Source organism: Lishizhenia sp., assembly GCF_057456495.1.
In genome coordinates, this window is sequence record NZ_JBVCPV010000051.1 from 1 (window position 1) to 16,944 (window position 16,944).

The 16,944-nt window shown below is 37.5% G+C and carries 11 protein-coding genes; 3 read left to right on the top strand and 8 right to left on the bottom strand.

Annotated features, from left to right (window positions below; translation table 11 throughout):
- On the top strand, positions 1-910 hold a 910-nt coding region (locus tag AC22ZQ_RS05450), incomplete at its 5' end, for a thioredoxin family protein (protein WP_318957773.1).
- 104 nt (positions 911-1,014) lie between these two features.
- Positions 1,015-2,217, top strand: a complete 1,203-nt coding sequence (locus tag AC22ZQ_RS05455) for a hypothetical protein (RefSeq protein ID WP_318957774.1) — start codon at positions 1,015-1,017, stop codon at positions 2,215-2,217.
- On the opposite strand, the gene AC22ZQ_RS05460 is transcribed toward AC22ZQ_RS05455, so the two are convergent.
- Complete coding sequence (locus AC22ZQ_RS05460) at positions 2,214-4,322, bottom strand: Tex family protein (RefSeq protein ID WP_318957775.1); 2,109 nt, start codon at positions 4,320-4,322, stop codon at positions 2,214-2,216. The genes AC22ZQ_RS05455 and AC22ZQ_RS05460 overlap by 4 nt on opposite strands.
- A 117-nt stretch (positions 4,323-4,439) precedes the next feature.
- On the opposite strand from AC22ZQ_RS05460, the gene AC22ZQ_RS05465 reads away from it, so the two are divergent.
- Complete coding sequence (locus AC22ZQ_RS05465; RefSeq protein ID WP_318957776.1) at positions 4,440-5,513, top strand: CaiB/BaiF CoA transferase family protein; 1,074 nt, start codon at positions 4,440-4,442, stop codon at positions 5,511-5,513.
- Here the strand turns inward: AC22ZQ_RS05465 and AC22ZQ_RS05470 are convergent.
- From AC22ZQ_RS05470 to AC22ZQ_RS05500, 7 genes are all read right to left on the bottom strand, one after another.
- Positions 5,510-6,076: a hypothetical protein gene (locus AC22ZQ_RS05470; RefSeq protein WP_318957777.1), complete on the bottom strand. Its 567-nt coding sequence runs from the start codon at positions 6,074-6,076 to the stop codon at positions 5,510-5,512. The two genes, AC22ZQ_RS05465 and AC22ZQ_RS05470, sit on opposite strands and share 4 nt — an antisense overlap.
- A gap of 87 nt (positions 6,077-6,163) precedes the next feature.
- Positions 6,164-9,832, bottom strand: a complete 3,669-nt coding sequence (locus tag AC22ZQ_RS05475; protein ID WP_318957778.1) for a PKD domain-containing protein — start codon at positions 9,830-9,832, stop codon at positions 6,164-6,166.
- A gap of 339 nt (positions 9,833-10,171) precedes the next feature.
- Positions 10,172-13,249 (bottom strand): T9SS type B sorting domain-containing protein, encoded by a 3,078-nt coding sequence (locus AC22ZQ_RS05480; protein WP_318957779.1) that lies wholly within the window; start codon positions 13,247-13,249, stop codon positions 10,172-10,174.
- 13 nt (positions 13,250-13,262) lie between these two features.
- Positions 13,263-13,730 (bottom strand): hypothetical protein, encoded by a 468-nt coding sequence (locus AC22ZQ_RS05485; protein ID WP_318957780.1) that lies wholly within the window; start codon positions 13,728-13,730, stop codon positions 13,263-13,265.
- A gap of 211 nt (positions 13,731-13,941) precedes the next feature.
- The gene (hemF, locus tag AC22ZQ_RS05490) at positions 13,942-14,853 is read right to left on the bottom strand and encodes an oxygen-dependent coproporphyrinogen oxidase (RefSeq protein ID WP_318957781.1); all 912 of its coding nucleotides are present in this window, start codon (positions 14,851-14,853) and stop codon (positions 13,942-13,944) included.
- Positions 14,822-16,678, bottom strand: a complete 1,857-nt coding sequence (locus AC22ZQ_RS05495) for an amino acid ABC transporter substrate-binding protein (RefSeq protein WP_318957782.1) — start codon at positions 16,676-16,678, stop codon at positions 14,822-14,824. The genes hemF and AC22ZQ_RS05495 overlap by 32 nt, the downstream gene beginning before the upstream one ends.
- Positions 16,679-16,682: 4 nt before the next feature.
- The coding region (locus tag AC22ZQ_RS05500; protein ID WP_486756237.1) for a GMP synthase (glutamine-hydrolyzing) at positions 16,683-16,944 on the bottom strand (262 nt) is incomplete at its 5' end.

The following is a 16,944-nucleotide window of genomic DNA, read 5'->3' on the forward strand; positions in this document are numbered from 1 at the left end:
ACCCTTCACTTTGTTTGCTATTTTCCCGAACTGGTTAAGTAAATTACCACAATCAGGTGGGTGGTTAAACTCAGTAAAAGTAGTTTTAGGTTTTGTTGAAATTGCGTTAGGATTAAAGTTCTTAAGCGTTGCCGACCAAACTTACCACTGGGGAATCTTAGACAGAGAAGTATACATCGCTCTTTGGATTGTTGTATTTACTTTAATGGGCTTCTACTTAATTGGAAAAATCAAGTTCTCGCATGATTCTGACATGCCATATGTTAAGGTTCCAAGATTATTCATGGGTATAGCTGTATTCTCATTTGTAGTGTACTTAACTCCTGGATTAATTGGCCACCCATTAAAAGCTTTATCAGGATATTTACCACCAATGTCTACGCATGACTTTGATTTAATGGGAGCCGTTAACGGTACAGACGAATATCAGTGTGAAGGAGATGTGTTGTACAGCGACTTCTTACACCTTCCGCATGGTATTGCAGGTTACTTTGATTTAGATCAAGCCAAAGCATGTGCGAAGGCACAAGACAAACCTGTTTTCATTGACTTTACAGGTCACGGTTGTGTAAACTGTAGAGAAATGGAAGCCAAAGTTTGGAGTGATCCAGAAGTGTTGAAATTATTGAAAGAAGAGTTCGTTGTAGTAGCACTTTACTGTGATGATAAAACTGTTTTACCAGAAGATCAATGGTATGAATCTAAGGTTGATGGTAAAATGAAAAAGACGATTGGAGATCAAAACTTAGACTTCCAGATTTGTAACTTTGATAATAACGCTCAACCTCTATATGTAACTTTAGACCAAAGCGGTGACTTGTTAGCAAGTCCGGTTGCATACGATACTGACGTAGAAAACTTTAAAAACTTCTTGAAATTGGCAATCTCTAATTACAAGATGAATAAATAATATTGTTACGAAAACAAAAAATCCCGTTATTTAGATAACGGGATTTTTTTATGCTTAAAATTTACACCACTATACTACTTACACTCCTTTTGTTTTCCCATAGCATGGGACAAGGACCTTCAATTGTTATACAACGTGTAAAAACATGTATAGAACCAGCCTATGATTTCGTAAACAATTGCATAGAACAAAGAGTAATTTATAGAAACAAGAGCTACGTTAAACTGTATTACCTCGGACATCTTAGACATAGCGTTTTGAAAAAAAAACACAGACTGTATTATGCGCGGGTGAATGCTGACTCAAGCTTAAGTCACCGCAGAGTATATTGGAAAAGAGCCTTGCGCAGAGATAGTATTATTGGGAAATATTATACACTGATTTTAGCAAAAGATTACGATAACTATACACTTTATTACAAAGAAAAAAAGAAGCAATGTGACCTTTGTGCCGATGAAGAAAAAATTCTTTATCTGGACGAACCTGTTCCTAAAACCGTTAAAAGAGATCCTATTATTTTCAACAATGCCTTCTATAAACATCCGCTACTGAAACCGAATTATTTGCTTATTAAAATAAATAAGCAGTTTATACCACATCCCGAGCTCTATTTTGAGGATAGTTTAAAATTAGAAAAGGTAAAATGGAAAGAACCTCGGTGGCGAGAAAAAGGGTATTATTATGCGCTAATTCCAGTTACTAGAAACAACCTAGGTACGAAAGTAGGTCCAATTGTATACAAAGAACAAATTCACTGCCCATACGAACCAAAACCGTCGCCTCCTACCTTTAACGTAAATCCAGATAGGTCCGTAGGAAACTATTTCTCTGGATTAAAAATGGACATGGGTTTCATTCCTCATATCCAAAGTCAGTTTGTTTCTCTCGGCTACCATAAACGTTTCAACAGACAATCTCTAAACCTTTCACTTCAGTACTCATCAAGCCATCTGATAACCCCTCGCCTACAATATCAATTTTACCTTGTCAACAAAAGAAATTATAATCACTTAAGATACTCCTATAACGCAAGTTACTATGACTACTTCACCTTAAAAAAGATACAACCCCTGACCTATACTCAATTATATCTCGGAACCGAATATTTTGCGGGTAAAATAAATGAAGAATGGTCAGCATTTCAAAGACTTTATATAGGATACAACAAACAAGTTGGCTATCTCAATATTTACATGAATTATGGGGTGAATGGAGTATTCAATCAACTCCCGAGAACTACACGCTATCTTGAGCTAGGATTAAAAATCAATATTCCTTTAAAAAGACAACCCCTTGTACAAATTTAAAGACGCTTGAGACCAATTCTTTTACGTTCAACATCCAAACTCACCACTTCCACATTCACATGCTCATTAAGTCGAATATAATCACTCGGATCTTCCACAAATGTATCCGCCAATTGTGATTTATGAATAAGTCCGTTTTCTTTGATTCCAATATTCACAAAAGCTCCAAAGTTGGTTACATTGGTCACTATTCCTCTCAGCTTTCTTCCTACACTTAAATCTGCTATTGAATTTATGCTTTGGTCAAACTCCAAGACTTTCACTTTATTTCTTGGATCTCGACCTGGTTTTTGGAGTTCCTGAATCACATCGTTAAAGGTATACGCTCCCACGTAATTAAAATCCTCATGGTTCAATTTCGATAGCATTTCTTTATCACCGAGAACATCGGCTACTTTCATTTTCTTGCGCTTTGCAATCTCTTCCACTAACGCATACTGTTCTGGATGCAAAGCTGTATTATCCAATGGATTTTCACCCTCTCGAATGCGCAAAAAGCCAGCAGCTTGTTCATAGGCCTTCGCCCCTAACCTTTTCACTTTAAGAAGATCCTTCCTATTTTCAAATCTACCTTCTTGATTTCTATAAGCAACGATATTCTCAGCTAATCCAAGCCCCAAACCTGAAACATGCTGCAAAAGGTATGGAGATGCTGTATTTAAGTCAATCCCAACACTGTTTACACAAGAAACAACCACGTCATCTAGGGCCAGCTTAAGTTTGTTTTGATTAACGTCGTGTTGATATTGTCCTACCCCTAAAGATTTAGGATCTATCTTTACCAATTCAGACAATGGATCCATTAAGCGTCTTCCTATCGAAACAGCCCCTCTTACGGTTACATCATATTCTGGAAACTCTTTTCTGGCAATTGGACTCGCTGAATAGATAGAAGCACCGTCTTCATTTACAGAGAAAACTTGAACATCTCTATCAAAATGTATGCGTTTTACTAAGTGTTCTGTTTCTCTCCCTGCCGTTCCATCACCTATAGCTATAGCTTCAATTTTATAAGCTTGCACCAACTGGGCGATTTTACTCTTCGCTTTAGCCTGATCTTTTTGCGGTGGATGAGGGTAAATAGTGGTATTGGTCAACAACTTTCCATTCTCGTCCAAACAAACAACTTTACAACCTGTTCTGAAACCAGGATCAATGGCCAATATTCTTTTTTCTCCTAAGGGAGGTGCCAATAAAAGTTGTCTTAAATTTTTTGTAAAGACCTTTATTGCTCCTTCGTCTGCTTCTTCCTTCTTACGCGCAAGAAATTCATTCTCTATACTCGGTGCTAACAAACGTGAATAAGCATCCTCTGCGGCCTCTAAAACCAAGTCACTTGAGGCATTATTTCCCTTTACAAAAAATCGACGTAGCAAATGTTGCACGTCTTCTTTATCAATCTGTAATTTCACGCGTAAAAAACCTTCGTTCTGTCCACGTGTAATCGCCATAAACCTGTGAGAAGCACAACGCTTTAAACTTTCTTCAAAAGTGAAATAATCTTTATACTTCGCGGCTTCTTCCATTTTAGTTTTCACCACTTTACTCACCAAAACACCCTTTGAGGCGTACATTTTACGCAAGGTATTTCTCAACCCGATGTTTTCATTTATCCACTCAGCAATGATTTGCTTCGCCCCTGTTAAGGCAGCATCAATGCTATCTATTTCACCTTTTACGTATTTCTGTGCAATACCTTCTGGATTATTGGCATTCTGACTCATGATAATTTTCGCCAAAGGCTCCAGTCCATTCTTCCTCGCCTTTTCTGCAAGGGTAACACGCTTTTGTTTAAAAGGAAGGTATATATCCTCCAGACTACCTAAATCAAAAGTACTTTCAACTTTGAGCTTTAATTCCTCATTGAGCTTACCCAATTCTTTAATTCGTTTGAGTATGGTTGACTGTCTTGCTGTAATTTCATCATACTTTGTTGATTCATCACGAATACCAGTGATTTGAACCTCGTCTAAACCTTGGGTCATTTCCTTTCGGTAACGCGCAATAAAAGGAACTGTAGCCCCCTCTTCAAACAACTGCAAGGTTTGTTCGATTTGCTTGTTATTCAACCCCAGTTTCTCTACAATAAAATCAACTTTCAACATATACTCCGAATTGTGCGGATAAAAATAAGATAAGTGATGAAAGTAGCGGCAAAATGGTATACGGATATCCCCTCTCCCCCTTAATAATTTTTAATTTTACTCCCAGAAAAATAAGCCATGAAAAATTTTATCGAACAACTCAAAGTTATAGATCTATCAAGTGTTTTAGCCGGACCATCTGTTGGGATGTTTTTTGCTGAAATGGGAGCTGACGTTATAAAAATAGAACACCCAATTCATAAGGATGTCACAAGATCTTGGAAACTGGCCAATGAGGATAAAGAAAGTAATGTCTCCGCTTATTTTTCTGCTATCAATTACAAAAAGAAATACCAGGCCTTAAACCTTAAATCATCAGACGATGTAAATAATCTTAAAGCCTTAATAAAAGAGGCCGATTTACTTTTAATGAATTTCAAAAAAGGTGATCAAGAAAAATTTGGAATCACAGATGATGTTTTACAAAGCTTAAACCCAAAGTTGATTATTGGAAAAATCAATGGCTATGGAAGTGAAAGTGACAGGGTGGCTTACGACTTAATTCTTCAAGCCGAAAGTGGTTTTATGTCTATGAATGGAAAACCAAACAGTGGCCCTATAAAAATGCCCGTTGCCCTCATAGATGTATTGGCTGGACATCAATTGAAAGAAGGATTATTAAATGCATTATTAAACAGAACTATTACTCAAAAAGGAAGTGTTGTAACGGTTAGTTTATATGAAACTGCTGTTGCTTCATTGATGAATCAGGCTTCTAATTATTTAATGAATGATCACATACCGCAACGCATAGGTTCTTTACATCCTAACATAGCACCATACGGTGAAATCTTCACAACCAAAGATCAGAAAGATTTGACTTTTGCCATAGGTAACGATAATCAATTTCAAAAGCTTTGTGCCTTTCTAGGTCTAGAAAAACTTCCTTTGGATGAAAAATTCTCAAACAATGTAAACCGTATTGCCCATCGTAAGGAATTAGCAACCATCCTTGCTGAAAAGGTTTCGTGCGTAGATTCAGCAGATGTTATGGATTACTGTTTATCACAAAACATACCTGCAGGCATTATTCGTAACCTAAAAGAAGTATTTGAAAACCCACTGGCCCAAGAAATGATAAGAGAAGAAGAGATAGAAGGAAAATTGACACGTCGTGTTTCCAGCATCTCCTTTAAAACGAAAGAATCCTAAGCCTTTTTCGCCTGTTTCACATTCTTAGTAATTCGCTTTGTAATGTAGTTATAGATTAAACGTCTATCGCTAGGATTAAGCTTTCTCCCAAAACTATAGGTTTTACCCAAGTGTTCAAATTCAATACGCGGCGTACCTGCTACCCAAGGTGAATTCTCAAAAATGTTTTGAAAGCTATTGTCTTTCAATTCTACCTCGCGCATTTTGCTGATATTCTCTAAAAACAAACGATTGGATTTACCGTATGATCCTGTAGCTTTCTTTAAGATTAATTCGTGATCATTAATTTTTATAAGCTCCTTACCGAAGTATTGATACAAGGTAGTCTTGCCAACACGTACAGCAAAATACAACCAAAAAGCCATAAAGATGAACAGCACAATTTGTTGGTTTTCTTCGTATCCTCTAAACAATTCAGAAGTAACATATGCACCAATGGCTAACCACAGGATAAACCAAAATCCAATTAAGTGCTTTTTCCATCCTATAGGTTCTGGATAAATAACAAAAGAAAGGGAATCCTTTTGATCTACTACACTGGTTCTTTTGCCTATCCACTTCATACGAATCTTTTTTGCAAAAATAACAGACACCAGACATAAAACAAAAAAAGGCATCCGAAGATGCCTTTTTCATTGTTGTTATTTTAATTATTTAATGACAGAGATTGTCCCGGTCCAAGTATACTTATTATCGTCAATTCTATCTTTCGTTCGAATTGTCCATGCATAAGCTCCATCTTTTACAACTTTACCTTGGTAGGTACGATCCCATCCTTTGTCTGGATCATGTGATACGAAAATCAACTCTCCCCAACGGTTGTATATTTCTAACGTGAAATCATAAGGATCTATACCCATAATTTGAACCTTAAACGTTTGGTTGTATTCATCACCATCCGGAGTAAAGGCGTTGGGCGCATATATCACAACATCACTAACTACACTAACCGTCGTGTAAGCTGTATCCTGACATCCAAAATCATTTTCAACTACCAACATTACTTGGTACTCTCCTATTTCTAAATCAGGGTAACTTACTTGTGGATCCCATTGTGTAGAAGAACCATCTAAAGCTCCTGTAAACGTCCACCATAAGTTTGTAGCATCTACCGAACCATTCGCTGTGAAGCTAAAGTTAGGATCGAACATAGAAGCTTCAGAAGGAGATACAGAGATATTAGCCAAAGGATAATCGAATACTTCTATCATATCTGTAAACACCTCTGTGTATGTACAACCATAAATAGAGGTTGTAGTAACCGTAACGGTGTATACCCCAGGGTTTTCAAACACATTACTTACATCTAACAAGTTATCTTCAGTAACAATGTTTCCATCACCAAAATCATAAGTTACCGAAGCAACATCAGAAGATGGTGTGTTGTTGGAGAAGGTAACTGGAACAGGATAACATCCACTGTTCACATCCGGTTGAATATCTGCAACGATATCTTCTGGGAATTCAATTGTGAAACACTCAGTAACTGTTGGCGAACCACACGTCTCACTCAATTCCACACAGTATTGCGTTGGAGAAGTGGTTGGTGTTAAAGAAACATTTTGCCCTACTTGATCCTGAGTTCCATTTGCATACCAAGTATATACTAACTGAGAACTACCTCCAGTACCTTGAGCACTTACAGGCAAAGTAAATCCATCACAAATAATAGTATCGTTTGGCCATGCAGTTAACTGCAAAGGAGCTGGTTCTACCAGAGCAAACATCGTATCTTTTGTACATCCATTTAAACTCTCAACCGTAACATTATAAGTTCCAGGTGCTAAGTTTGTAAATTGGCCCGTTTGGTTAAACTGAGCACCACCAGGTCCATTAATTGTATACGTAACTCCATTAGGATCTGTAATCGTAACTTGTCCATCGTTGGCCGAGTTACAGGTAATATCTGTTGGGGTAATTTGAATATCAAAATCTACAACCGTTACATCAATGAATGCAGTGTCAGTACAAGAAGTACCCACAACGTGCGCATAAGTTCCTGAAGGCATAGTTGCCGGATCAAATGGCATTTGAATAACATTCAATGCTGTATCCAACCATTGCTCATTTGTTTGTTCTGCATTTGGCCCCAAGTAAGTAAATAAATCTTCTGGTGCATCGTAAGAACAGAATAAGATGCTGGTATCATTTCCAGGATTCGCTGTAGTTTCTATAGAAATCACCATCGAATCAGTTGTATTACAAAGCGGGTGACCTGTAGGATACATGTTTAAATACATAGTTACCTGTTGCGAAACCGTTGCAATCGGATCACTAATCGTTGCATCATTCAATATTGCAGAAGGTGTCCATTCAAAATCTAGATCTCCTAAACAATCTCCTACGAATGTAAATGTTTGAGAAGTTGGAGTTTGACCATTTTGTCCATATTGAACCACAACTCCACCCGTAGGATCATAAAGTATGATCTCACACTCATTCGTATTTCCTCCTGTACCTATGAACGATAAACTGTATGTTGCACCATGGGGTATAGATAAAGTATACTCAACCCAGTCACCTCCATTTTGCGCATTCGTTAACGTATAGTTTGTTATCGTACCGTTAATGTTGACATTGATTGAATTTCCTTGCCATCCATCTCCCCATGTATCATCTAACCTTAAGACATAGTCACAAGTAGAAACACCTGCTATACCACCTTCAAGTTGAACTTGGTTATTTGCCGATAAACAAATTGTTGTATCCATACCTGCATCAGCTTGAGGGTTATCCTCCACTGTTACAACTACAGACGAATCATTCGTACATCCAAAATCATCTACCACATAGTAGTCATACGTATAAGCTCCTGCTTGCGTAATATTCGTTGTTAATGTATTTCCATCTGGTGTAATTGAACCAATCATTGCCGAAGCAGGATCCCAGTAAGATGAATCTGAATTATTTCCTATCCCAGGTTCAAATGTCGTCACTGGAGGATATAAACTTGGATCAAAATTCACAGCAAATGTAGTAATCATACCATCATCAATTCCCCAGTTATCCACCACATTTATGGACCATGTACCATTTAAAGGACAACCGATTAATCCTGACAAAGGATTTACAGAAGCATAATTACCAGCTGGCAATGCTCCTCCTACGGTTGGAGCTGCAATCCAAGTTGTAGTAGCCGTTGGTGTAAAACAGTAGGTCCACGGTGTTCCTTGTGTTGCTGGATCATTACAATCAATATTAGTAGCCTGTACTGGAATACCCAAGTTTGTACCCCCTCCACCTTGTTGGTGCATGATTACTGACTGACCATTAGGACATTCGATAGAAATTACAAGGTCACCCATAAACGAGTGCTCTATGTCTAAACATATACTTTGTAAATCAGAAATAGTAGACAAGGTAGCTCCAGCAGCAAAACCAGTCTGAATTAAATCAATGGTTTGGGCCTGTCCTGTCATATTATCGTATAAACAACCATCTGTTACAGAGTTTGAACCTGGGAATCCAGACCATTGTACGGGATAAGATTGAGGCGTAGCCACCAAACTTATTTGTTCTCCTAAACACAAAGTTGTATCGGCAGGGAAACCTGTAAACGTAGGTTCTGTAGCCACATAAACTTTTAAATCTATCAGGTTAGGATTCGTACATCCATTATCATCGGTTACATAAAGTTGTACACGGTATTCTCCTGGACTATCATAAGCATGACCAACATTTTGTCCGTTGGCATTTGTTCCATCCATGAAATCCCATTCATAATCAACCAATGAAAAACCTGCCTGTGCAATAGAACCATTATCGGCAAAATTGATTACTTCGCCCACACATGCAGCAATACTATCTGCAGTATCCCCATTTGAAATTATACCCGCAGCATAAGGATCAGCACAAGGTGCCGTACAGGTTACTGCAGCTGTATACATACCAGCAGGTCCAACTGCGTTTGAAATAAATTGTATGGTAATACAACCTGAAGTATTGGTTGCACTTGCTTGGAATACTGTATTCGAAGAAACACTATTTCCTGTATAAGATCCAATTACCGGTGCAGCTGTACTATTTCCATCATAAATTATCATTGAATCTACAGCACCAGTAGCGTCTGGAGTTAAATCTAAATCGAATAAATTAAATTGTAAATAAATCGTATCATTTAGAGTCGAAGGACAAAAGGTAACTGTTACATTCTCATTATTTCCGTAACCTGATCCTCCTTGACCACCTGAATCAATAATAAATTCATCACATGTACTTACAGTGGTGTTGTTTGCAGCAGCATTCATAACCGTTGAGGACTGTTGTCCAAAAACAACGATGCTGGTAAACATAAAAATGATTGATACTAGTTTTTTCATTCTGTTTATAGTTTTCTCGATAAACTTGCTTTCGGTTTAAATACCCCAACAAATTGTACAACAACTGTATTATGGGCCTCCTTTAAATTCTTAACAAGTTCACTTACACTTGGTTCAATTTTGAAACGACAATATATCCTGATAGTTGCCAATTTAACCATGAATAACACAATAATAAATTGGAATAACTAAGATGCTGACAACAATACGATAATACTGAACGCAACTGTTTAATATTTAACCTAAATAAATTTAAACGATTGTAAATATAACACTATCACTGAAACAAAAAAAGGGAAGAACACAATTGTCCTTCCCTATTCATTAATCAAGTTTTCTTTATCTAATCACAGTAACATTTCCTGTAATAACGGTTCTTTCATCATTACCCAGAGACTTGTATTCTATTCTCCAAGTATAAATACCATCTTCAACAATTTTACCATTATATGTACCATCCCAATAACCTTTGGCATCATTGGAGATAAATATCTGTTCTCCCCATCTGTTATAAATTACCATTTGGAAATCGTACGGATCGAAACCACTCGTAAATACCGGTTGGAAAATGTTGTTAAATGGATCTCCGTTCGGTGTAAATGTATTTGGTATATAATAAATTGTTTGTCCTGATAAAATAACTGGATGAATAATTTTATCGATACATCCATATTGAGATACAGCCGTTAGTTCAACATTGAAACTAGCACTAGTAATTCCATCAAACTCATAAATTGGGTTTTCATCAGTAATAGAATCTGTACCATCACCAAAACTCCAATAGTAATTCGTTGCTCCTGTAGATTCATTGTAGAATTCTACCGTACTTTCTATATTATCAATTAAGAAAGTAGAAGCGTCAAACGCAGCATCAGGCAATGGGTATACAGTGATGAAACCTGGTTCTAAAAGCGTACTCGTACATCCATTTGTACTTGTCACGGTTAACTCTATGTCATAAGAACCTGAATTATCAAAAGTATATACTACATCTTCACCCGTGTTTGTAATTACTTCACCATTAATAAACCACTCACACGTCCCAATATTTCCTTGGGTTGTATTAGAGAAAGTAACTGTTAATGGCATACATCCATCTGAAACATCAGAAGTAAATGAAACGTCTGGTAATGCTTCAACAGTAACCACTACTGAGTCTGTATTAACACAACCATTAGCATCCGTACCCTCTACTGTGTAAGTTACCACTCCTACAGGAGGAGCAAAAGCCACGGCATCTTGTACATTGTTATCCCAAAGGTAAGTTTGGGCTCCTTGACCTGCTAGCGTTACATTATCATTTTCACAAATTAGCTGATCTGTACCTGCGTAAACGTTTGGCAACGGATTTACAACAATTTCAAACGTATCGTTGACAACATAATAACACGTAGCATCAAACAAAGTATCGATGATATAAAGTCCCTCTGCATTTCCTAAATTGAAATCTGTAGTGTTAGATGTTGCTACTGTAGGTGTACCATCGATAGTATAATGTACTTCGAATGGTCCTGTTCCTGTAACATCAAATACAATATCTGCCACACTATCTCCGGCACAATATGTTCCCGTACCAGAACCTCCTAGGTAAACTGGTGCAATCGGAGAAGTAAAGTACAATGTATCTGCACATGTGTCTTCATCCACAAAGAATACCATTACTTCTAAAGGTGTACCATCAGAAGGTATACCGGTAATTAAGTAGGTGTATGTTGAATCTTCCGTAAATGGACCAGAAATATTATCTGTATACACCCCAGATCCATTTGTTGCTTGGAATACCAAGTCACCTGTAGCTGGATTATCCAAGAAAAGAACATCTCCTTCTACATTGAACGTTCCATTACCTTGACATGTATCAATTGCAGCATTGAAACTCATGATTTCACATCCACAGTTTGTGATGTAAACTCTCGTAGTATCTGTAGCTGAACATCCAGTTGCAGTATTAGTTAATGTACCAATAAAGTTTTGAGAAGTATCTCCCATACATGCCTGAGGGTTGGCTAATGTATTATCATTCATTTGTGCTGCTGGCTCCCATACATATGTGTATGCTGGTGGGGCACATGTCATAGATATTTGATCCAAACTCCAGTTATCAGCAACTGCTGATGCAGTGTGCTGCGGTTGTGTCCATTTAAACTGAACAGATGCACCTTGAGCACCCGCCGGTAAGTTTACATTATAACATTTCCAACTTGGTGAAACATCCCAAATAGATTCATCATATACGGCAATTGTTGTCCATGGACCTCCATTTGCACTGTATTGAAGAAGAACATCTTCACCCGCTCCGGCATTACCACAACCACCTGTACTAAATTGATTCCCCATATACAAACAGAAAGAAATCACAGTACATGATTGCGTATTCACGGCATTTGTAACAGCTTCTCTATCTCCGGTACCGTTAAAGAACAATGAGTTTTGGTAGTAACTAGAACAACCTGAACCTATCGCTCCTCCCGTAATTTGATCCCACATCGTAGTGTTCGTTGAAGGGTCAAAGTCATCTTCAACTCCTTGTGGTCCTAAGTTAGCAGGTTGGATATCTAAAGTTGTACAATCAAAACAACCAACACTGTCTGGACTGGCAGTCGCTGTAGCAGTCATTTCTGTTACAATTACATTGACATCCACTTGACATGAATCAGCATCATCTGTAAAGTAAACGGTATACGTTTCATCTGTTTGAGGAGCAACGCTTACAACGTTAGTATCTGGATTCGACGGTAAATGCAACCAATCGTAGTGATAATTACAATTACCTTGTAAAATTTCTACATTATCTATACCCCAGTGATCATTCACTGTAGATGACGCTTGTGGTTGAGACCATTGAAAACTAACTGTTGTATCTGCTGGATTTGCAGGAAACGAAAAACAATAAGTTGCCCAACTGTAATAAGGTCCTGATATATTACTTGTCGGTTGAAAGTAAAAAATGGTATCATCCCATGTTGTACCTCCATCGTGTGAAGCAACAAAGTACACACCTTCATCTGGTAAATCAGGGTCTTCACAATCTCCTCCGGGTACATCATCACCTGCAAAGTCTAAGTCAAAACAAACTTGACCTCCACATGATAAATCAAAAGAGTTTGTAGCTAATGTTCTAGGGAAAGGTACATTTCCAAACCAAGCTGAAGAAGTACCATCTAAAGAAGGCCCACACGGGTTGTTAAACTGAACAGTCGCCGAAGTAGACCATCCTGCACCAATTTGATTTCCGTTAAAATCGGTAGAAAGAACTGGCGAACCAGCTAACCCTACAGCTGTTAATTCTAAGGTATCTCCACAAAATATTGTAATTGGGGATATCGGGTCTACGGATAACTGACAAGGCTGAGTCTGTGCACTCACCCATTGTGATCCAGTAACTAATAGCAGAAGTAATACGAATATCTTTTTCATTCTAAGAGTGGTTTTATTGCACGGTAACATTACTAAACACAACGTTTGTTAACTCATCATCTGTCATTCCAGGTACCAATTTTGTAAACCTATCGAACAACATTAATGCGTTCTCTTTATTTGTTGCTGATCCTTCAACACTTTCATTCGGTGCTAAAGTCAAACTAAAATTATTTTCTTGGTGGTCTAGCCTTTTACAGTTCCAACATACATCGTTTCTGTAAAACGCTCGTGTGAAATTGAAAGTCTTTGTTTCTGTATTCGTGTTTGTTACTTTAAAAAATACGAACAACGCATTTCTTCCTGAATGAACAATCTTCTCTTGTTTATACTCTACTGTAATTCCTTCGTAGTTTCCGAAAACCTGCCAATCACTGGTTGGATTAAAACTCGTTTGAACTTCAGTTGTTTGTACAGCACTCATATCAACTCCCGCAAAGGATAAAGACAAGACTGCCGCAAATAGTAATAAAACTTTCATTATTATACAGTTAAAATTATTTCAAATAGGCTTAAAAATAAGTTAACAAAAAAGAATAAAACACAATTCTCTAACTAGAATACGTCTCCTCTTATTTGATTCACAAATCCTACTACTCCTGTGTAAATATTAACAGGGTTGATAGAATTATTTGCCTTTCGTTAGTAAAACGATAATAGATTATATCGGTTGCTCTTTTCAAAGAAAAAAATCAAGATTTAATGATCCAATCTAAATCTTTCTTGAGCAGAGATAGCGTTTTCGCCTCCTGTGAGTTCTCTTCAACCTTGAAGTCATACTCCCAACCTGCAATTTTTGGTAATGACATGAGAATAGATTCAATTCTTCCACCTGTTTTTAAACCAAAGGCTGTTCCTCTGTCGTGTACCAAATTAAATTCTACGTAGCGTCCTCTTCGAATATTTCGCCATTGCTCATGTTCGGGCAATACTTCCTTATCTTTTCCTAAATCATTTTGCTCTTTATACAAGGCAGCAAAAGCATCTCCTAAATCGATTGCAAAATCTAACATGCTTTGCTTCTCTTCTTCAGAATTGGTTTTTATATGATCATAAAAGATACCTCCTACACCCCTTGTTTCTTCACGGTGAGGAATGTAAAAGTACTCATCCGCCCATTTTTTATAATCTGGATAAAAGTTTGGGTTGTAGCGATCGCAAATATCTTTTAGCCCTTGGTGAAACATTGCTGCCTGCTCTGGAATAACATAGTGAGGGGTCATGTCAATTCCACCACCAAACCAATGAACACCGTTATCCATTTCAAAATAACGTACATTCATATGCATGATAGGAACATGTGGATTGTGGGGGTGAAGTACAATAGAGACGCCCGTGGCAAAGAACTCTTTTCCATCGAGTTTCAATTGCTTTTTCATCATCTCACTTACAGGTCCATGAACTGCTGAGAAGTTGACACCACCTTTTTCGAGTACATTTCCATCTTGAATGATTCGGGTTCTCCCTCCTCCTCCCTCTGCTCTTTCCCAGAGGTCTTGATGAAATTTTGATTTTCCGTCTAGTTCTTCTAACCTGCTACAAATTCTGTCTTGCAACAGCTTGAACTGTTCTTTAATATACTCTTTGGTTAATGACTTTTCCAACTCTCTTGATTTCAAAATTCTCTTGTTTCAATATAAAACAAGTTCCGTTTTCAGTTCCGTTCCCTACTCCTCTTGACTCTAGTCGAATATCATTCATTAACCCTTCGTTTACGTTGCGCATTAAAAGGTATTGACTTAAGTACGCGTACGTAACATCAAATCCTTGAACAGCATATTTCGATGGGTCTGCATTGTATGCTTCTCTATAGTCTAACACAAATTTCTGCATAGACGGCGTTGAATAATCCAAGTGATTGGGAGATGCATAGTGCAACTGGAATCTGTTCTTATAATAATTACTTAAATCATCAAACTTCATCCAATCATTTATACCAACAACCGCTACTCTGGCATCCTCATGAATACGTTGATTCTTCACTCTATTAAGTGTTGTTAAGAAACGCATTGCATGTGCTTTGTCCGAAGATAAATCTACAAACACGGTTAAGGTATCGTTTATTATTGCTGCTGACAATTCTTTACCAGCATCACTAAGTTGCACTTCCTTTAAGATAGCCCTGTAAGATTGTGGAGTTGTTAATCTATTAAATTCCTCTCTAAACACTCTATAAGCATCATTATCTTTGGCTAAACCACTCTTCACGAGAACAACATTATCATCTCCATGTTCTAAGGCATAGTAATGTGCTAAAGATTTAATCAATGTTAAATCAGAAGGTATTGCAAAGCTTACGTAAGGATTACTCTTAAGCACAGAAGTATTAGCATTAAATGGAACAATCAGCCTTGCGTTATTTAGTTTTGCCCAATTTGCAACAGGTGTAATAGTTTGGTTAAATAATGGTCCTATGATGATATCTGTATTCTTAAACTCATAAGACTTGAGAATATTTGCGACCTCTGTAGCACTCGCTTTAGAATCATAGAATTTCACTTCTGCGGTAAGACCTAACTTCGCCAATGAGTCCAAAGCCATCTTTGCTCCCATATAGAAGTCAACCGACAGATCCGTTAATTTATTCAATTCTGTTGCAGGAGTAATCATACCTGATAATACTTCAGGATTTTTTGTAATGTGGAAGGGTAGTATTACTGCTACCTTATATTTTGATTTTTGCTCAAACTTAGGAGCAACATAATTAGAGTCTGAAATAAATGGAATTGTATTCTCCTTAAACACAGGAGCCTCTTCCTTTCTTGGGATAACCAGTACTTGACCAACTTTGATTTCTCCATTTTCAATATCATTTTCTCTCACGATATCTAACATGGTTACTTTGTGAGCCAAAGCAATTCTATACAAAGTTTCTCCCTTTTGAACCGTGTGTGTTTCAACACTATCCGGCCATTGTACAACTAAGGTATTCGGAACTAAGGGTTGATTATTTAATTCGGGTTGTGGATCTTCTTTTTCTACCTGATTATTTGTAGGGGTAGAAAGCTCTAAGCTTGGTATTTTTAATTGCTGCCCAATTTGTAGTCCTTGATCTGAACCGGGGTTCAATGCTACAATATCTGCAACAGAAACATCGTAAAGACGAGATATCCCATATAGGGTCTGCTTCGCCTCTACGATGTGAATTTTATAGGTTTGAATATTGGAATTTTCGATAGGGATATAAACAACCTGCCCCACCTGAAGCCCTGCCTCAGCGTTAGGATTAACAGCAACTATTTCTGCAATAGTCACCTCATATTGTCTATGTAAACTATAGAGTGTGTTACCACTTTCCACAACATGAACGAGACATTTCTTCCCGTTCACCATTGTTGTTTCTATTTTATCCTTTTTGTCGGCATCTCCTCTTTGTGCAAAAAGCGATGTTGCCAACAACATCATAACTACAATTCCAATTAATTTCATTCAATTATTCCCATTCAATGGTTGCTGGTGGTTTAGAGCTAATGTCGTAAGTAACTCTATTAATACCTTTCACCTGATTAATGATCTTGTTCGATACTTTCGCCAAGAATTCGTAAGGTAAGTGACACCAATCTGCCGTCATACCATCCGTTGATGTTACAGCTCTTAAAGCAACCGCATTTTCATACGTTCTTTCGTCTCCCATAACCCCTACAGATTGAATTGGTAGGAAGATAGCACCTGCTTGCCAAACATCGTCATACAAT